13 protein-coding genes are annotated in these 18112 nt (G+C 68.1%); 9 read left to right on the top strand and 4 right to left on the bottom strand.

Annotation, left to right across the window (positions count from 1 at the left end):
- The first annotated feature begins 5 nt into the window (after positions 1–5).
- The gene (locus R2601_RS20445) at positions 6–818 is read left to right on the top strand and encodes an efflux RND transporter periplasmic adaptor subunit (RefSeq protein ID WP_110740106.1); all 813 of its coding nucleotides are present in this window, start codon (positions 6–8) and stop codon (positions 816–818) included.
- A 42-nt stretch (positions 819–860) separates the two neighbouring features.
- Here R2601_RS20445 and R2601_RS20440 read toward each other — a convergent pair whose 3' ends face one another.
- From R2601_RS20440 to R2601_RS20425, 4 genes are all read right to left on the bottom strand, one after another.
- A complete protein-coding gene (locus R2601_RS20440) occupies positions 861–2021 on the bottom strand; it encodes a YbfB/YjiJ family MFS transporter (RefSeq protein WP_007801866.1) in 1161 nt (386 codons plus the stop codon).
- 210 nt (positions 2022–2231) lie between these two features.
- Positions 2232–3200 (bottom strand): MYG1 family protein, encoded by a 969-nt coding sequence (locus tag R2601_RS20435; RefSeq protein ID WP_007801865.1) that lies wholly within the window; start codon positions 3198–3200, stop codon positions 2232–2234.
- 140 nt (positions 3201–3340) lie between these two features.
- A complete protein-coding gene (locus tag R2601_RS20430; protein WP_007801864.1) occupies positions 3341–6502 on the bottom strand; it encodes an efflux RND transporter permease subunit in 3162 nt (1053 codons plus the stop codon).
- A gap of 4 nt (positions 6503–6506) precedes the next feature.
- Positions 6507–7637, bottom strand: a complete 1131-nt coding sequence (locus tag R2601_RS20425; RefSeq protein ID WP_007801863.1) for an efflux RND transporter periplasmic adaptor subunit — start codon at positions 7635–7637, stop codon at positions 6507–6509.
- 500 nt (positions 7638–8137) lie between these two features.
- Here R2601_RS20425 and R2601_RS20420 point away from each other — a divergent pair, with 500 nt between their 5' ends.
- The 8 genes from R2601_RS20420 (at position 8138) to R2601_RS20385 (ending at position 18061) form a co-directional block, all read left to right on the top strand.
- Complete coding sequence (locus tag R2601_RS20420) at positions 8138–9181, top strand: substrate-binding domain-containing protein (RefSeq protein ID WP_007801862.1); 1044 nt, start codon at positions 8138–8140, stop codon at positions 9179–9181.
- Between the two features lie 103 nt (positions 9182–9284).
- Entirely contained in the window at positions 9285–10781 is a 1497-nt protein-coding gene (locus tag R2601_RS20415) for a sugar ABC transporter ATP-binding protein (RefSeq protein WP_007801860.1), read from the top strand.
- Entirely contained in the window at positions 10778–11779 is a 1002-nt protein-coding gene (locus tag R2601_RS20410) for an ABC transporter permease (RefSeq protein ID WP_007801858.1), read from the top strand. The genes R2601_RS20415 and R2601_RS20410 overlap by 4 nt, the downstream gene beginning before the upstream one ends.
- 2 nt (positions 11780–11781) lie before the next feature.
- Complete coding sequence (locus R2601_RS20405) at positions 11782–12753, top strand: sugar-binding transcriptional regulator (protein WP_007801857.1); 972 nt, start codon at positions 11782–11784, stop codon at positions 12751–12753.
- A complete protein-coding gene (locus tag R2601_RS20400) occupies positions 12750–14468 on the top strand; it encodes a glycerol-3-phosphate dehydrogenase/oxidase (RefSeq protein ID WP_217626396.1) in 1719 nt (572 codons plus the stop codon). The genes R2601_RS20405 and R2601_RS20400 overlap by 4 nt, the downstream gene beginning before the upstream one ends.
- Positions 14465–16003, top strand: a complete 1539-nt coding sequence (locus R2601_RS20395) for an FGGY-family carbohydrate kinase (RefSeq protein ID WP_007801855.1) — start codon at positions 14465–14467, stop codon at positions 16001–16003. Before R2601_RS20400 ends, R2601_RS20395 begins: the two co-directional genes overlap by 4 nt.
- Positions 15996–16886 carry a 3-hydroxy-5-phosphonooxypentane-2,4-dione thiolase gene (gene lsrF, locus R2601_RS20390; protein ID WP_007801854.1) on the top strand — a complete coding sequence of 297 codons (891 nt, stop codon included), beginning with the start codon at positions 15996–15998 and terminating at the stop codon, positions 16884–16886. The genes R2601_RS20395 and lsrF overlap by 8 nt, the downstream gene beginning before the upstream one ends.
- Positions 16883–18061: a class II aldolase/adducin family protein gene (locus R2601_RS20385; RefSeq protein ID WP_007801853.1), complete on the top strand. Its 1179-nt coding sequence runs from the start codon at positions 16883–16885 to the stop codon at positions 18059–18061. The genes lsrF and R2601_RS20385 overlap by 4 nt, the downstream gene beginning before the upstream one ends.
- Positions 18062–18112 lie beyond the last annotated feature (51 nt).

Here is an 18112-nt window from a genome sequence, read left to right as displayed (position 1 = left end):
GAGAGATGTCCGCTCGCACCCGATTGCCGGCGCTCCTGCTCGGCTTGACCCTTGCTGCGCCCGTCAGCGCGCTGCCGCATGATTGCCTGATCGAGCCGCAGGCGGTGATCTCGCTCACCTCGACCGAGCAGGGGCGTATCGACGAGGTTCTGGTGCGCCGGGGGGGTCGCGTAAGCGCGGGCCAGCCACTGATCCGGCTCGAGGAGTCGATCCAGCGCCTGCAGCTCGAGATGGCCAGCGCCAAGGCGGGCACGGATGTCGAGCTGCGGGCCGCTGCGGCACGGGTCGATTTCCGCCGAGAGGCGCTGGCGCGGGCCGAACGGCTCTTCGCCAAGCAAACGGTCACCGAGGCCTCGGTCGAGGACAAGCGCATTGAGCTGACCTTGAGCGAGATGGCGCTGGAGGAGGCCCAGGTGGCGCGGGAACTGGCGCAGATCGAGCGCCGGATGGCGAGCGCGCTGCTCGACCGGCGCACGATCTCGAGCCCGGCGGACGGCATCGTGCTCTCGGTCGAGGCGGCGGCGGGCGAATACGCCTCGGACACCGAGGAGATGATGGTGCTGGCGGTGATGGACCCGCTGCTGGTCGAGGTCTTCGTGCCGCTCGATTATTTTGACCGCATCGCGGTGGGCGATAGCTACGAGGTCTCGCAGGTGGCGCCGCTCGACGGCCGGTTCGAAGCCACCGTGCGGACCGTGGATCGCGTGTTCGACGCCGCCTCGGGCACGTTCGGGGTCCAGCTCGAAATGGCCAATCCCGGCACCGAGATCCCAGCCGGGATACGCTGCACCGTCGACTTCGATCAGGCCTCGCACTGACGTCAGCGCCTGGCCGAAGCAGCCGCGGTCGGGGCCGGCGCGTCAGGACAGGCGGCGGCTGAGGAACAGGACCACGATGCCGAGCGCCATCAGCAGCGCGGCGAGCAGCAGGGGCAAGGTGTAACTGCCCGTGACGCTGCGCAGCGCGCCCGTGACTAGCGGACCGCCGACCTGCCCGATGCCATACATCAGCGTCATGCGCGCCATGGCCCGGCCCGGCTCGGCTGCGCGGATGCCGGCCTCGGCGAGCGATAGCGAGACGATGGCGATGAAGGTGCCTCCGAACAGCGCGGCAGAGAGGAGCGCCAGGGACTCTGCCATCGGGACCGCGAGCATCGCGAGTGCGACGATCTGCACCACGTAGCAGCCGGTCAGGGTGAGATGCGCGCCGAAGCGCCGGGCGAAGGCGGAGCCCGCTATGGCGCCGGCGCTACAGGCCAGACCGAGCAGGATCCAGAACATGTTGCTGCCGAGGATCGAGACATAGAACGTCGCGCCGACCGCGTAGCCCCATCCCGCAGTCAGGTAGGCGAGGCCGAAGAGCCAGAACCACGCGGCCGAAGAGGCAGGGCGTTTCGGCTGCCCGGTGCCGTCGGCTCGGGTGGGCGCGGGGCGCGGCGCCGGGGCGGGGACGAGCAGCCAACAGGCCGGCGCCAGCACCAGCGCCAGTGCGCCGAAGGCGAGCCACTGGCCGTCCCAGCGCAGTTCGGGGATCATCAGCGCCACCACGCCGCTCAGGGAGATCCCGAGGCCCAGCCCGGCGAAATGGGGCGCCAGATCGCGCGAGCCGCCGCGCGCGGTCAGCCAGCCAAGGAGGAACTCGCTGGCAAGCAGCATCCCGGCGGCGCCGCTGGCCCCGGCGAGAAAGCGCGAGATGGCCCAGAGGAAGCTGTTCTCGGCGATCGCCATGGTGAAGCAGGTCAGCACCGCCAGCACGATCCCGGCCCGATACAGCGCCCAGCGGGTCGCGGGCGCCCGGACGAGGCTCAGCAGCAGCGTTGCGGCGAGGTAACCGGCATAGATCGCACCGCCGAGCAGCCCGCCGGTCACAGGCGACAGTGCCGTCTGCTCGAGCATCACCGGCAGCAGCGGGGTGAAGGAAAACCGTGCGATGCCGATGGTCAGCAATTGCGCGGCGATGCCGCCCGCGAAAACCATCGCCACGGTGCGTCGGCGCCCGCTGCCCGTCATTGCCTGTTCCATGCCACCACCTTCGGTTCAGCGAGGCGGCGATCCCGGTCCGGGGCCCCCGCTGTTGCCATCACGCCGATGCATGACACCCCCGGACGCAATTGGCGAGGTCGGAACCGCGCCTTTCACGATGCGGTGGCGCATCTGATGCGGTCTCCGGCAACAAGCAGGCCCTGCGTCGCTCGCGAAGGCGCGGTCTGCCTGCGACGCCCGCATGAGGTCTCAGGACCTTGCGTCGGCGCCCTCTTGCGCGTCGCCCGTGGGCTCGAGGCGGCGGGCCTCATCCACGGCCAACTCGGCCATCTTGATGATGGCCTCCCGGCTCGAGGCAGCGGCGATGAAGCGCGCCTTGTGACAGAACTTGGCGCCGGGCACGCCCGAGACCTGCTCGAGCTCGGCGCCGGAAAGGCCGGCCCAGGCCGCAGGCAGATCGGCCCGCTGCTCGAACCCCTGCTCGTGCTTGCGGATGCCGCCAAGGGTCCACTCGCCGGCGCTGCGCGGGGTCACCACGAAGAGCAGGTGGTCGGCGCCCGCCTCGATCACTGCGGGCCGGAAGGGCATCCCCGTCGGCAGCTCGAGGATCGGGCTGTCGCCGGCGGCCCGAATGGCCTCGGCGGCCAGCACCTCGGCACGCAGCTTGGCGGCGCTGCGGCCGATGCGGGCCTCGACGAACTGCCGCGCGATCCCGACCGCGGCATGGAAGGCGCGGGTCTCGCTCTCGGGGTCGGTGTCGTCGAAGACGGGCTTCAGCGTTTCGATCAGGCCGGGCAGGGTCATCGACGACAGCGGACCTGCCTCGGACAGGCTCACCGTGCCGTTGTCGACCTGATCGACCGGCAGCACGAAGCTGCGGTCGAAGGAGGCGTGCACCGTCTCGAGATGCGCTTCGGGAATCTCGAAGCTCTTCAGGAAGTCGATTCCGAAGTGCTTCCAGACGAGCCCGAAGGAGCTGTAGGGGGTGTCGTCCTCACGCAGCGGGCTTTCGCGCTGGTGGTGATCGAAGATCCCGGCATCGGGGTCGTAGGCCCCGCCGACATCGTAGATCAGCCTGCCGTCTGCGGGCGTGATCCACTCGGAGGACCGGCTGCGGACGACCTCGGCCTCGGGGTAGACGCGGGTGAGGATGACGGTCGACAGCACTTCATCCGCATGGAAGCCGCCGGAATGGGTAACGAGGGTGCTGATGGCCATCTGGGTCGTCCTGCTGCTGCGAATGCCCGCCCCCTATGGCATCGCTTGCGGGGCCGCAAGATGCGACCCGGTCAAGGCCCGCCCGCGCAACCGCTCTGGCAGGGGGCGAGCTTGCTCCGGCTCCGGCAGGAGATCCGGTCTCAGGTGTCGCCTTCAGCGGCCTCGGCCCTGTCGGGGGCGGTGTGCCCCGCGCCGCCATGGCGCCCGGAAAGCTTCTCGCGTCCCGACTGCAGCGCGACGTAGAGGATCGGCGTGAGGATGACGCCAAACGTGCTGGCGAACGCCATGCCGCCGAACACCGCGATGCCGATGGCCTGCTGGCTGCCGGCACCGGCGCCCGAGGCGATCACCAGCGGCACCACGCCCAGCAGGAAGGACAGCGCCGTCATCATGACGGCGCGGAAGCGCAGCCGTGCCGCCTCGGTGCCGGCGTCGAAGATCGACCTGCCCGAGGCCCGCAGATGCATGGCGTACTCGACAATCAGGATGGCGTTCTTGGCGCCGAGCCCGATCAGCATGATCATCCCGATCTGGGTGTAGAGGTTGACGTCGCGCCCGGCGATCAGCACGGCGACATAGGCGCCCAGCAGGGCGAGCGGCACGGTGAGCAGGATCGCCAGCGGCATCGTCCAGCTCTCGTACTGGGCGACCAGGAAAAGATAGGCGAAGATCACCGCCAGCCCGAGGATGACCACCACGATGCCGCCCGACTCCTGCTCTTGCAGGGCCGAGCCGGTCCACTCGAAGCTGTAGCCCGGTGGCAGGGTCTCGGCCGCGACCTGCTCGAGCAGGGCGATCGCTTCCCCGGTCGAGGTGCCCGGGCTGGTGTTCGCGGTCAGCGCGGCAGAGCGGTAGAGGTTGTAGCGCGGCAGGTTCATCGGTCCGACGGTGTTCTCCACCGTGACCAGCGTGCGCAGCGGCACCATCTCTCCGGCCTGCGAGCGCACGTAGAGATTGGCGATGTCGTCGGCCGTGTCGCGGAATTCGCCCTCGGCTTGGATCTTTACCTGATAAACTCGCCCGAATAGGTTGAAATCGTTGACATAGATCGACCCGAGATAGGCCTGAAGCGCGGTGAAGACCTCGGAGACGTTGACCCCGAGCGCCTTGGCGCGCTCGCGGTCGAGATCGACGAAGAGCTGCGGCACGTTGGCCCGGAAGGTGGTGTAGCTGCGGGCGATCTCGTCGCGCTGGTTGGCGGCGAAGATCATCGACTTGACCACCGCGTCAAGCTCCTGCGGGGTGCCGGCGCCGGTCTGTTGGATCTGCATCGTGACGCCGTCGCCGCTGCCGAGGCCAGGGATCGGCGGCGGGCTGAAGGTGATGATCGAGGCGCTGGGGATCTGCTGCAGGCGCCGCTCGACCCGGCCGCGGATCGCCTCGGCGTGCAGCTCGGGATCGCTGCGTTCGTCCCACGGGTCGAGCACCACGGCGAGGAAGGCGCCGTTGGCGGCGGCCCCGCCGGAGAGGATCGAGAAGCCGTTCACGGTGACGTATTCCTTGACGCCCGGCGTATCGGCGATGATCTCGCCGACCTCGCGCGCGACCGCCTCGGTGCGCGCCAGTGTTGCCGCGTCTGGCAGCTGGATGTCGATGGCGAAGGTGCCCTGATCCTCGTTCGGGATGAATCCGGTCGGTGCGATCCGCGACAGCCCGCCGAGCCCGAACAGCACCACGCCGACAAGGACGATCCCGATGATCGACACCCGCGCGAGCCGCGACACGATCCCGACATAGCCGTTGCGGGTGACCGAGATCGCGCCCTCGAAGACGAGCAACAGGCCACGCGGCTCGCCCTTGCGGGGCTTCAGGATCAGGCTGCAGAGCGCCGGCGACAGGGTCAGTGCGTTGAGCGAGGAGATCAGCACCGCACCGGAGATGGTGATCGCGAATTCGCTGTAGAGCCGCCCGGTGATGCCGGGCATGAAGGTCACCGGCACGAAGACTGCCAGCAGCACCAGCGTGGTGGCGATCACCGGCGCGGTGACCTCGCGCATGGCCCGCCGGGTCGCCTCTTTCGGGGCAAGCCCTTCGGCGATCAGGCGCTCGGTGTTCTCGACCACGACGATGGCGTCGTCGACCACGATGCCGATCGCCAGCACGAGGGCGAAGAGCGAGATGGTGTTGAGGCTCATTCCCGCCGCTTGCATCACCGCGAAGGCGCCGATCAGCGAGACCGGGATGGCGACCGCCGGTATCAGCGTCGCGCGCCAGCTGCCGAGGAAGATGTAGACCACCGCGAGCACCAGCACGAGCGCGAGCAGCAGCGTCTGGATCACGTCGTCGATCGAACTCTCGATGAAGTCGGTGTTGTTGTAGGTCACCGCGTAATCCATGCCCTCGGGCAGGTTGGCGGCGAGGCGGTCGATGGTCGAGATGACCCCTTCCGAAACCGCCACGGCGTTGGCGCCCGGCGCCTGGTAGACCCCGATGACCGATGACGGGACGCCATTGAAGGAGCCGGAATAGGTGTAGAACTGCGAGCCCAGCTCGACCCGGGCGACATCGCCCACGGTCACCTGCGCGCCGTCGCGGCCCGTGCGCAGCACGATCTGCTCGAACTCTTCCGGTGCGTCGAGAAGGCCCTGCGCGGTGACGGTATAGGTCAGCTGCGGATCGTCTCCGCCCGGAGGTCCGCCAACTGTCCCCGCGGGGACAATGGCGTTCTGATCCTGGATCGCGGCGACGAAATCGCTCGGCGTCATGCCAAGCGCGGCAAGGCGCTCGGGATCCATCCAGATCCGCATCGCGTATTTCAGGTCGGTCAGGACGTCGGCCCGGCCGACGCCGGGCACCCGGGCCAGCGGATCGCGGAGGTTGATGTTGGCATAGTTGGACAGGAACAGCTCGTCATAGCTGCCGTCCTCGGAATAGAGCGCCACCATCAGCAGCATGTTGCTGCTCGACTTGCTGGTCGAGACACCGTTGCGCACCACGTCGGCCGGCAGCTTGCTGTTGGCCTGCGAGACCCGGTTCTGCACGTTGACGGTGGCGATGTCGGGATCGGTGCCGACCGCGAATGTCACGGTCATGGTGTAGAGGCCGGAATCTGCACTGCTCGAGGACATGTACATCATGTCGTCGACGCCGTTGATCTGCTCCTCCAGCGGCGCCGCGACCGACTCTTCCACGGTGGTCGCACTGGCGCCCAGGAAGGCGGTGGAGACGTTGACCTCGGGGGGCGTGATGTCGGGGAACTTCTCGACCGGCAGGGTCAGGTAGGAGATCAGGCCGAAGAGCGAGATCACCAGCGAGATGACGAGGGCGAATTTCGGGCGGTCGATGAAGAACGACGAGAACACGGGCCTACTCCTCCGTCGCTGCGGCTCCGGCCGGCGCGGCTGCCGGGACCGGTTCGACCGGCTGGCCGATGCGCACCCGCTGCAGGCCCTCGACGATCACCTGCTCGCCTGCCTCGGCCCCAGACAGCACCACCACGTCGGCGCCGAGATTGTCGCCCAGCTGCACGTAGCGCTGCTCGACAAGATCGTCCTCGCCAACCACAAGCACGTAGCTGCCCTGCTGGTCCTGTTGCAGCGCTGCCTGTGGCAGGATGTTGCGGATCTCGGGGTCGCGCCGGCCGATCTCGACATTGACGAACATGCCGGGCACCAGCGTCTCGGAGACGTTGGCGAACTCTGCCCGCAGGTCGATCGTGCCAGTGGCCGGATCGACGCGGTTGTCGACGAAGACCAGCCGACCGTCTTCGTCCAGCATCCGCTCGTTGGGCAGTTGTACGCGCACCAGCACCGCCTCGCCGGTGCCGGCGTCGCGGGGGTTGCCGCCGCCGGCCCAGTCGATCAGTGCGACGAGATCGCGTTCCGACAGCCCGAAATTGACATAGATCGGAGACATCCGGGTGATGTTGGTGAGCGTCCCGCTGGCCGGGCCGACGACCTCGCCCTGGCTGAACTCGATGCGTCCGATGCGGCCATCGAAGGGCGCCTTCATCTCGGTATAGCCAAGACGGATCTCGGCCTCCTGCCGGCGCGCCTCTGCCGCCTGAAGCCGGGCCTCGGCGGTGGCGCGTTGGGCCACGGAGGCGTCGTAGTCGGCCTGAGAGATGGTGTCCCGCTCGAGCAGCTGGGTGTTGCGCGCCAAATCGACCGCGGCAAGCTCCAGCGCCGCCTCGGCCTCGGCGACCGAGGCCTCGGCCTGTGCCAGCGCGGCCTCGTAGGGCGCAGGTTCGATCTTGAAGAGCGTGTCGCCCTCGCTAACGCGCTCGCCCTCGCGGACCCGGCGCTCTTCGAGGAACCCTTCGACACGGGCGCGCAGGTCGGTGGTGTCGACTGCCTCTGCCCGGCCGATGAAGCGTTCCGTCTCGACGACGTCGCGCGAGGTGACCTCGGTCACGACCACGGAAGGCAGCGCCCCGGATTGCGCGCCACCCTCGGCGTCATCCTCGTTGCAGGCGGAAAGCGCGATCGCCGCAAACATGGCGAGACCGAAATGGAAAATACTGCGTCCGAAACGAGGCATATGCTGTTCAATCTCTATCTTGGACTCACGAAGAGACAATATGTCTTAGGTTAACAGCACTTTTTCGCGTTCTGCACCTGTCAATCGACGCACTGGCAGGCGAATGGTCGCAGGTTGCCGCTATCAGGGCGCCTTAGGTCTTCTCTGGACGCGAGTTTTTCCGGTCTCTGCCGTGCCTGAAATGCCAGCGTCTGCCGTAAGTGACGATGCGTCGTGCAACGCGGTGCGCGCCGTTAAGCACAGCGCCGGCGGCACGCCGACACCCCCCCCGTCCCGGGGGCGATGCGGCGGTCACATCCTGGCCCGAGAGGCGGCATTCGCTGCCGCGATGCGGCATCGTGAAATAAATTTCAGGCCTCAGGATTTATTGACAGCAGCGGTGCCCGTCCGCATCCTGAGCCCATCAGACACCGGCCCCGCCATAGGAGAGAGCGAGCCCGGATCAGGGAGGACATCCGATGAAGACCAATTTCCTTGCGGCGGCAGCCGCCTCTTTTGTCGTGGCCGGTGCTTCGGTCGCCAGCGCACAGGACGCTGACGCGCCCTGGGAACAGAGCCCGTTCCGCTGCGAGCCGGGCGAGACCTACGTGATGAACGTGATGGTGTCGGGCGTGGAATACTGGTTCCCGGTCTACGAGATGTTCAAGCAGGCGGCGCACCAGTTCGGTTGCGAGGCGGATTACACCGGCACGCCGGAATATGACGTCAACAAGCAGATCGCCACCTTCGAACAGGCGCTGGCCAAGCAGCCCGCCGGCATCCTGCTGCACCCGATGAACCCCGATCCCTTCGTCGAGCCGATCAACCGTGCGACCGAGGCGGGCACCGCCGTCGTCACCTTCGCCGCCGACAGCCCCAACTCGAAGCGCGTGTCCTACGTCACCTCCGACAACGCCCGCGAGGGCCGCGTGGCCGCGCAGCAGGTCGCCGAGGACATGGGCGGCAGCGGCCAGTACGCGGTGCTCGAGAACCCCGGTCAGGACAACCACGACCGCCGCGTCGCCGCCTTCATCGAGGAGATGGAGGACAACTACCCCGACATGGAGCTGGTGGGTCGCGCCTCGACCGGTCAGGACCCGAACAAGGCCTATCAGGCGGTGCTCTCGCTGGCTCAGGCCAACCCGGAACTGGGCGCGGTCTTCATGCCCGAGGCCTCGTCCGCGATGGGCGCCGCACAGGCCGCCAAGGAAGCCGGCGGCGACATCCGCGTCATGTCGGTGGACGTGAACGCCAGCGTTCTGGACATGATCCAGGCGGGAGAAATGTTCGGCGCGATCAACCCCAACCAGGGCACGCAGGGATATTACGGCTTCCTGCTGCTGTGGCTCGCCAAGCACCCCGAGCTGATCGACCCGATGAACGACCACGCCGAGGCGGGCTTCAACCCGATGGGCATTCCGGTGCTCGACAACGGTTACTCGGTGGTGACGCAGGAGAACGCCGAGAGCTTCTACTGGGACAAGTACCTCAAGAAGCGCGGCACGCGCGGCATCGAGGGCTGATCCTCATCCGATCCCGCGCCCGCCCGGTTCGAGGGCGGGCCTCCTCCCGGCGGATCGCCTTCGCGCGATCCGCCGCCCACTCCCCGCATATCCGGAGGCCACCATGCCGCCCCTTTTGCAACTCAACAGGATCGCGAAGAGCTTCGGCCCGGTGAAGGCGCTGCGCGACGTGTCCTTCGAGCTGCGCGCCGGAGAGATCCACGCCCTCGCGGGCGAGAACGGCGCAGGCAAGTCGACCACGATGAAGATCGTCGATGGCATCCTGCAACCGGACGCCGGAGAGATCCGCGTCGACGGTCAACGTCGCCGCATCCGCTCTCCGCTGGAGGCGCAGGCGCTCGGGATCGGCTTCGTGCATCAGGAAATCGCGCTCTGCCCCGACGTGAGCGTGGCCGAGAACATCTTCATGAGCGCCACCGCCACGCAGCGCGGCCTGATGAACTTCGCCGCGCTGGAGCGCAAGGCAAAGGCGGTGCTGGCGGAACTCTGCGACGTCGATCCCGCCGCAACGGTCGGGAGCCTGAGCATCTCGAACCAGCAGCTTGTCGAGATCGCCAAGGCGCTGACGCTGGATGCGCGCATCCTCATTCTCGACGAGCCGACCTCGGCTCTGACCGAGACCGAGACGGAAAAACTGTTCCGCATCGTGCACCGACTGCGCGAGCGGGGGCTTGGCATCATCCACATCTCGCACCGCATGGCCGAGATCTTCGAACATTGCGACCGCGTCACGGTGTTCCGCGATGGCGAATATGTCACTTGCCTCGACATCCCCGAGACCACCCCGCAGGAGGTGGTGAACAACATGGTCGGGCGCGAGATCTCACATCTTTACCCGGCCAAGGCCACGCAGGCGCCGGGCAAGCCGCTGCTCGAGGTCGAGGGTGTGTCCTGTGACGTGCTCAGCGATGTGTCGCTGACCCTGCGCGAGGGCGAGATCCTGGGGCTCGGCGGTCTCATCGGAGCGGGCCGGTCCGAGCTCGCCAAGGCGATTTGCGGGCTGCGGCGCAGCAGCAAGACCGTGCGCCTGATGGGAGAGCCGGTCGATATTCCCGATTTCTCCGCCGCGCTCGAGCGCGGTATGGTCTACGTCTCCGAGGACCGCAAGGGCGAGGGACTGTTCCTCGACATGCCGATCTCGCAGAACGTCTCGTCGCTGCGCCTGAGCCAGGTGACAAAGGGCGGGCTGGTGGACCGCGCGGCGGAAACCGCGCAGGCCGAGACGCTGGGCCGCCGGCTGCGGCTGAAGGCGGGCAAGCCCGAGGACCCTCCAAGCACCCTGTCGGGCGGCAACCAGCAGAAGGTTGCGCTGGCGCGGATGCTGTCGGTGAACCCGAAGGTGGTGTTCCTCGACGAGCCGACACGCGGCGTCGATGTCGGCGCCAAATCCGAGATCCACGCCATCCTGCGCGAGCTTTGCGAACAGGGAGTCGGCGTCGTGGTGATCTCGTCCGAACTGCCCGAGCTGATCGGGCTCAGCGACCGCATCGTCGTCCTGCACGAGGGCGAGATCACCGGCGAGCTGGGCCCTGACGAGATGACCGAAGAGGCGATCATCCACCTTGCCTCGGGCCTGCACATTCAAGGAGACGCAGCATGAGCGAGACCAGCCTTCCCGGCGGCATGACCGAGACCCGCGCCCCCGGCGCCCTGCGCAAGCTTGCCGGCATGCGCGAGATGGGGCTGCTGTGCATCATCCTCGCGCTTTGCGTCGTGATGAGCTTTGCCAGCCCGTATTTTCTCACATGGTCGAATTTCCGCACCATCTTCCTAAGCTTCTCGATCGAGGGGATCGTTGTGATCGGGATGACGGTGCTGCTGATCGTCGGCGGGCTCGACCTGTCGGTGGGCTCGGTGGTCTGCCTTGCGATGGTGGTCGCGGGCAAGCTGTTCCTGCTGGGCGTCGACCCGTGGCTGGCCTCGGCCGCCGGGGTCGGCGCGGCGGCGGCGGTGGGTGCTGCGATGGGACTCTTCGTGGTCCGGGTGGGCCTGTCGCATTTCATCGCGTCGCTGGCGGCCATGGTGATCGTGCGCGGCCTGTGCCTGCTCATCACCAAGGGCACGCCGCTGTCGCTGTTCTCCCTGCCGCCCGAGTTCAAGTTCGTGGGACAGGGCAGTCTTGGCGGGCTGCCGGTGGTGGTGCTGATCTTCGTGGTGCTGGCGGTGGTCTTCGACTTCCTGCTGCGCCGGTCGGCGAAGTTCCGGACGATCTTTTACACCGGCTCGAACGAGAAGGCGGCCGAGTATTCCGGCATCCGCACCAAGCGCGTGATCTTCTGGGTGACCGTGCTGTGCTCGACGCTCACGGGGCTGGCGGGCGTGATCTTCATGGCGCGCTTCGGCTCGGCCACGCCGCAGTTCGGCGTCGGCATGGAGCTCAACGTCATCGCCGCGGCGGTGATCGGGGGCGCCTCGCTCAAGGGCGGGCAGGGCTCGATCTTCGGCGCGGTTCTGGGGGTGGCGCTGCTGTCGCTGGTCACGTCCTCGCTGATCCTGCTCGACGTGAGCGTCTACATGCAGGACATGATCAAGGGCTTCATCTTGCTCGCGGCGGTCAGCTTCGATCACCTGATGAACAAGCGCGGAAAGCGGGGCTGATCATGGACCAGCTTCAGGACATCGCGCAGGTGCGCCGGATCTACACCGCGCTGACGCTGCACTACGTCGACGGTCTGACCCAGGCCCAGGTGGCAGAGCGGATGGGGCAGAGCCATTCCACCGTGAACCGGATGATCAAGGCGGGCCACGACATGGGCATGGTCGAGATCACCATCCGCTCGCCGTTTCAGGATCATCTCGCGCTGGAGCGCGAGCTGGCCGAGGTCTCGGGCCTACGCGAGGTGGTGATCGAGACCACTGCGTCCGACAACCCCGAGGCGGTGCTGACCCGGGTCGGCATCACCGCCGCCGAGTTGCTGGCGAGCAAGCTCAAGCCCGGCATGACGGTCTGCCTGACGGGCGGCAAGGGTGTCAGCGCCTGCGTTGCCGGCCTGCGCCAGGTGATGCCGCTGCGCGGCATGACCGCGGTGCCCGCGACGGGCCTCGTGCAGGGCAAGCACTACACCGACGTCAACCACGCCGCCGCCACGCTGGCGCGGGCCTTTGGCGGCGAGGCGGTGCAGATGCTCTCGCCGATGTTCGCCGAGACCGAGGAACAGCACGCGATGATCACCGGCATGAAGACGGTGAGCCGGGTGATGGAGGCGGCGCGGGCCGCCGACGTGGCGCTCGTCGGCATCGGCGGGCTGCGCGAGAAGGCGACCTCGTATTTCGATCTGCACCGCGACGTGCCGGCCGAGGAAGAGGCGCTCTACGCTTCGGGCGCCGTGGCGGAGCTGATGGCGCATGTGCTCGATGCCCAGGGCACGGTGACCGGCTACGTGCGCAACCGGCTGGTCGTGGCGATCTCACCGGATGATCTGGCCAAGGTGCCGATCAGCATCGGCGTCGCCGCCGGGCAGGAGAAGGCCGAGGCCATCTGCGCCGTCGTGCGCGGCGGCTACATCAACACGCTCGTCACCGACGAGGCCACCGCCAGGCTCGTGCTGGCGCGCCTGAAGGAGGCCGCATGACCCTGCAAGTCGTTCCCCCCATGACCCGTGCCGCGCGGCTCGATGCGATGGACGGTGCCGCGCCGAAGGTGCTGGTGATCGGCGGCGGCATCAACGGCGCCTCGGTTTACCGCGAGCTGGCGCTGAACGGCGTGCCGGTGATGCTGGCCGAGAAGTCGGATTTCTGCGCGGGGGCCTCCTCGGCGCTGAGCCGCATGGTTCATGGCGGGCTGCGCTATCTCGAGAACGGCGAGTTCGATCTGGTGCGCGAGGCGCTGGACGAGCGCAACCGCCTGCTGAAGAACGCGCCGCATCTCGTGAGCCCGCTGCGCACCATTGTGCCGATCGACAGCTGGGTGTCGGGCGCGCTGAACGCGCCGCTGAAATTCGTCGGCCTGTCGAAGGCGCCCTCGCGGCGCGGCGCCCTCCCGGTGAAGCTGGGGCTGTCCTTCTACGACCTCTACACCCGTGGCAAGGGCGGCCTGCCGCGCCACGCATTCTGGTCCTCGGACAAGGCCAAGGCGCGGTTTCCCTTCCGACCCGACGTGCGCTGCGCTGCCACCTATTACGACGGTCAGGTCAGCCACCCCGAGCGCGTGGTGACCGAGATCTTCGAAGACGTGGCACGCAGTGGCGCCGATGCGGTGGCGCTCAACCATCTCGAGGTCACGCGTGTGGGGACAGAGGTCGCGCTGACCGACCGCGTCGGCGGGCGCGAGATCACCCTGCGCCCCGAGATCGTTGTCAACGCCACCGGAGCCTGGATCGACCGCACCAATGCGCGCGCCGGCACCACCGGTGAGATGGTGCAAGGAACCAAGGGCGCGCACCTAGTGCTCGACCATCCCGAACTGCGCGACATGCTTGGCGACGACATGGTCTATTACGAGAATGTCGACGGGCGCATCTGCATCATGTTCGGCCTGCACGGGAAGGTGCTGATCGGCTCGACCGACATCAAGGTGCCGGACCCCGACAAGGTGCGCTGCGAGGCGGACGAGCGGGCCTATATCCTCGAAGGCATGTCCTGGGTACTGCCCGGCGTGACGGTGCGGCCCGAGCAGGTGCTGCACGTCTTTGCCGGGGTGCGGCCTCTGCCGGTGAGCGGGGCCGGCACCACCGGGCAGATCCCGCGCGGGCATTTCAACCGCTGGACCGAGGGCGCGGTGCCGGTGCTGAGCATGATCGGCGGCAAGTGGACCACCTTCCGCGCCTTCGGTGAACTGGCGGCGGATGACGTGATGACGCGGCTCGGAATGGCGCGCACGAGCGGCACGCAGGAGCTCGCCATAGGCGGCGGTGCCGATTTCCCGGAGGACCGCACCGCGTGGTGCGCCGAGGTCGCGGCGGTTTCGGGGCTGGCTCAGGCGCGCGTCGCGACGTTGCTCGAGCGCTATGGTACGCTGGCGAAGGCGCTTGCGCCGGCCTTCGCGGGGGAGCGGATGCTGCCCGGTCTGCCGGGCTATTCCGAGGCCGAGATCGACTACCTGATCGCTCACGAGCAGGTCGAAACACTGGCCGATCTGGCGCTGCGCCGCACGGTTGTGGCGCTGGCAGGCGGGCTCGACGCGGCGGCGCTCGAGACGCTGGCCGACCGGCTGGCGGCGGCGAAGGGCTGGAGCCCGACCCGCCGGGAGGAGGAGTTGCACGGCTTCCGCGTGAAGCTGGCAACGGATCACGGGGCCGATCCCGAAAGGATCGGCCTGCATCGCAAAGGGGAGGTTGCGGCGCAATGACAGGGTATCTCATCGGCGTGGACGCCGGAAACACCATGGTGAAGGCGGCGCTGTTCGACGCCTCCGGCCAGACGCTCGCCGTCGCCGCGCGCGGCTCCGAGACGCTGCAACCGGCACCGGGCTTTGTCGAACGCTCCCCGGAGGGCTTGTGGCAGGCCGCCTCGGGCGCGATCCGCGATTGTCTGGAGCAGGCCGGGGTGAGCGGCGCGCAGGTGCTGGCGGTCGGGGCTGCGGGCCACGGCAACGGCCTTTACCTGCTGGACCGGGAGGGGCAGGGCCTGGTCGGCATCCAGTCGATGGACAACCGGGCCGAGACGCTGGCTTCCGAGATCGCCGCCGCACATGGCGACGAGATCCTGACACGGGCGCAATCGCGCCCCTGGCCCGCGATGACCCCTGTTCTGCTGCGCTGGATGGCCGAGAACCGGCCCGAGATCATGGCGCGGGCGCATGTCGCGCTGCTGTGCAAGGACGTGATCGTGCACGGGCTGACCGGTCGCACGGGCTCCGAGGTCTCGGACCTTGCAGGCGCCGGGCTGCTGGCGCTTCCCGCGCTGCAATACGATGATGCGCTGCTGCGGCTCTACGGCATCGAGGGGCTGCGGCATGTCCTGCCCGAGCCGGCGCAGAGCGATGCCGTCGTGGGCCATGTCACCGCCGCCGCAGCCGACGCCACCGGCCTCGCCAAAGGCACGCCAGTGGTGGGCGGGCTCTTTGACGTGCTGGCCTCGACTCTGGGGGCGGGAACTTCGCAGGCCGGCGAGGCGTCGATCGTGGCGGGAAGCTGGTCGATCAACCAGGTCTTCGCCCGCGCGCTGCCCGAGAAACCCCGCGCGCTGCTGGCCAGCGTGCTGGGGCGGGACACCTGGGTCAGCTGTGAATGCTCGCCGACCTCGGCGGCGAACCTCGAATGGTTCGTGCAGACCTTCCTTGCGGACGAGGCCAAGGCCACCGGCGAGGACCCGTTCGCGCTGTGCAACCGGCTGGCAGCCGGCTCCGATCCGGAAAGCGACCTGCCGGTGTTCCACCCGTTCCTCTATGCCGGGCCGGTACCTGGGGCCCGCGGTGGCTTCAGCGCCATGGGCGCGTGGCATTCGCGCGGCGACATGGTGCGCGCGCTCTACGAGGGGGTTGCCTTCGGGCACCGCGCACATTTCGAGATCCTCGACCCGGACCGCGCCTTCCGCACCGCGACATTGTCGGGCGGGGCCGCCAAATCGCAGCTCTGGGCGCAGATCTTTGCCGACACGCTCGGCATGACCCTGCGCCTGTCGGATTGCCTCGAAACCGGCGCGCGGGGCGCGGCCATTGCCGCGGCCATCGGCGCGAGGCTGTTCGACGGCTTCGACGCGGCGACCGGGGCCATGGCCCGGCACACAGAGGAAATCACCCCCGATCCGGCGGCGCAGGCGCAGCTGGACGCGAGATACCGGCGCTGGTGCGCCTACCGCGATGCGCTCGGGGCGGCCTGGGCGCCGCCGCAGGTGCTCGCCTTCGAACCAAGAGAGACACAGGAAAGGACATCACATGGCTGATCTCGACGACATCATCGACGGCAAGGATTTCGGGCTGACGACCCCTGCAAAGAACGATCCGTTCTTCCTCAAGGGTGCGGGCGCCTATGACTGGGGTATGCAGAACCGGCTGGCGCGCATCTTCCGCCCCGACACCGGGCGCACGGTGATGCTGGCCTTCGACCACGGCTATTTCCAGGGCCCGACCACCGGGCTCGAGCGGGTCGACATCAACATCGCGCCGCTGTTCGAGCATGCCGATGTGCTGATGTGCACCCGGGGCATGTTGCGCACCTCGGTGCCCGCTTCGACCCGCAAGCCCATCGTGATGCGCGCCTCGGGCGGCAACTCGATCATGTCCGAACTGTCGAACGAGACCATCGCCGTCGACATGGAAGACGCGCTGCGGATGAACGTGGCGGCCATGGCGGCGCAGGTCTATATTGGCTCGGAGTTCGAGCATAAGAGCATCACCAACATCATCAACCTGATCGACCGGGGCAATCGCGTCGGGATGCCGACCCTCGCGGTCACCGGCGTCGGCAAGGACATGGCGCGCGATGCGCGCTACTTCGGCCTTGCCACTCGCATCGCCGCCGAGATCGGTTCGCAGTATGTGAAGAGCTACTACGTCGACGAGGGCTTCGAAAAGGTCTGCGCCGGCTGCCCGGTGCCGATCGTCATCGCCGGGGGCAAGAAGATCCCCGAGGCCGAGGCTCTGGAAGTGGCGTTCAAGGCCATTGATCAGGGCGCTGCGGGTGTCGACATGGGGCGCAACATCTTCCGCGCCGGTGATCCGGTGGCGATGATCCAGGCGGTCTCGGCGGTGGTGCACGATCTGCTCCCGGCGGCGCAGGCGTTCGAGATGTACAACGATCTCGCCACGCGCAAGGCGGCGGCATGACGCTGACGCTCGACGAGGCAGACGCGCTGCTGGCGCAGCGCGTCGAGAGCTCCAGACAGCTCGGGGGGAACCCCGAGCTGTCGATGCATGGCGGTGGCAACACCTCGGTCAAGGTGATGCGCGAGGGCCAGCGGGTGTTGCACGTCAAGGGCTCGGGCTGGGATCTGGCGACGATGGAGCCGCAGGGCATGCCCGGCCTCTGGCTCGACCCGCTCTTCGAGGTCAAGGACGGGCCGCGGCTCAGCGATACCGAGATGGTGGGCCTGCTGCGTGCCAACCTGCTCGACCCCGCCGCGCCGAACCCGTCGGTCGAGACGCTGCTGCACGGCTACCTGCCCGCGCGCTTCGTCGATCACGGGCACGCCTCGGCGGTGCTGGCCCTGGCGAGCCGCCCCGAGGCCGAGCAGCGCGAGATGGTTGAGGCGCTATTCGGCGACAGCATGGTCTTTCTGCCCTACGTCTTTCCGGGGTTCGACCTGTCCATCGAGGGCGCGCGGGCCGCGGCGGCGCAGCCGCAGTCCACCGTCATGTGGCTGGCACAGCACGGGCTTTTCACATGGGGCGACACGGCGGACGAGAGCCTTGGCCGGTTCCGCGATGCCGTGGCCGTCTGCGAGGCGCATCTTGCCGCGCGCGGCGCCGCGCTGATGCCGCCAACCGCGCGCGAGGGCAACGCGGTGCTCGAGGCGCTGCGGCCGCATCTGCGCAGCGCGTTGCCGGGCTTTGCCGAGCACGAGCTGCGCGGGGCCGAACCGCTGGCCCGTCTCTCGGGGCAGGACGGCATGGCCGAGGCCGTCAGCCGCGGCACCGTGACGCCGGATCATGTCATCCGCATCAAGCCCTGGCCGATGGTGATCCCGGCGGACGCGGATGCGGGCACCGTCGCGAAGGCCGCCGAGGCCTTCGCCGCGTCCTATACCCGCTATTTCGAGGCGCACACGGACGGCAGCCTGACGATGCTCGACCGGTCTCCGCGCGTGGTCTTTGTTCCCGGTGCCGGGGTAATCGGCCTCGGGCGCAACAAGACCGAGGCGCGGATCAACGCGGATCTGGCCGAGCAGAACCTGCGCGTTGCGGCGTCTGCCGAGGCGCTTGGCGGCTACCAGCCGCTGCCTCGGCACGAGCAGTTCCGCATCGAATACTGGGAGTTGGAGCAGGCCAAGCTGCGAAAGTAGAGGCAGACCGGGCCGACGGTCGCGAAGGCCCGGTCGATGACCGCCCGGAGC

The organism is Salipiger bermudensis HTCC2601 (assembly GCF_000153725.1).
Classification (GTDB): Bacteria; Pseudomonadota; Alphaproteobacteria; order Rhodobacterales; family Rhodobacteraceae; genus Salipiger; species Salipiger bermudensis.
The sequence above is the reverse complement of the archived record's forward strand: the minus strand, read 5'-3'. Positions and strand labels throughout refer to the sequence as shown.

Excerpts from the sequence above, each read along its gene's own strand:
- R2601_RS20410 (WP_007801858.1), top strand. The coding sequence starts at position 10,778 with ATGAGCGAGACCAGCCTTCCCGGCGGCATGACCGAGACCCGCGCCCCC.
- R2601_RS20420 (WP_007801862.1), top strand. The coding sequence starts at position 8,138 with ATGAAGACCAATTTCCTTGCGGCGGCAGCCGCCTCTTTTGTCGTGGCC.
- R2601_RS20415 (WP_007801860.1), top strand. The coding sequence starts at position 9,285 with ATGCCGCCCCTTTTGCAACTCAACAGGATCGCGAAGAGCTTCGGCCCG.
- R2601_RS20445 (WP_110740106.1), top strand. The coding sequence starts at position 6 with ATGTCCGCTCGCACCCGATTGCCGGCGCTCCTGCTCGGCTTGACCCTT.
- lsrF (WP_007801854.1), top strand. The coding sequence starts at position 15,996 with ATGGCTGATCTCGACGACATCATCGACGGCAAGGATTTCGGGCTGACG.
- R2601_RS20440 (WP_007801866.1), bottom strand. The coding sequence starts at position 2,021 with ATGGAACAGGCAATGACGGGCAGCGGGCGCCGACGCACCGTGGCGATG.
- R2601_RS20385 (WP_007801853.1), top strand. The coding sequence starts at position 16,883 with ATGACGCTGACGCTCGACGAGGCAGACGCGCTGCTGGCGCAGCGCGTC.
- R2601_RS20425 (WP_007801863.1), bottom strand. The coding sequence starts at position 7,637 with ATGTTTGCGGCGATCGCGCTTTCCGCCTGCAACGAGGATGACGCCGAG.
- R2601_RS20400 (WP_217626396.1), top strand. The coding sequence starts at position 12,750 with ATGACCCTGCAAGTCGTTCCCCCCATGACCCGTGCCGCGCGGCTCGAT.
- R2601_RS20435 (WP_007801865.1), bottom strand. The coding sequence starts at position 3,200 with ATGGCCATCAGCACCCTCGTTACCCATTCCGGCGGCTTCCATGCGGAT.
- R2601_RS20395 (WP_007801855.1), top strand. The coding sequence starts at position 14,465 with ATGACAGGGTATCTCATCGGCGTGGACGCCGGAAACACCATGGTGAAG.
- R2601_RS20405 (WP_007801857.1), top strand. The coding sequence starts at position 11,782 with ATGGACCAGCTTCAGGACATCGCGCAGGTGCGCCGGATCTACACCGCG.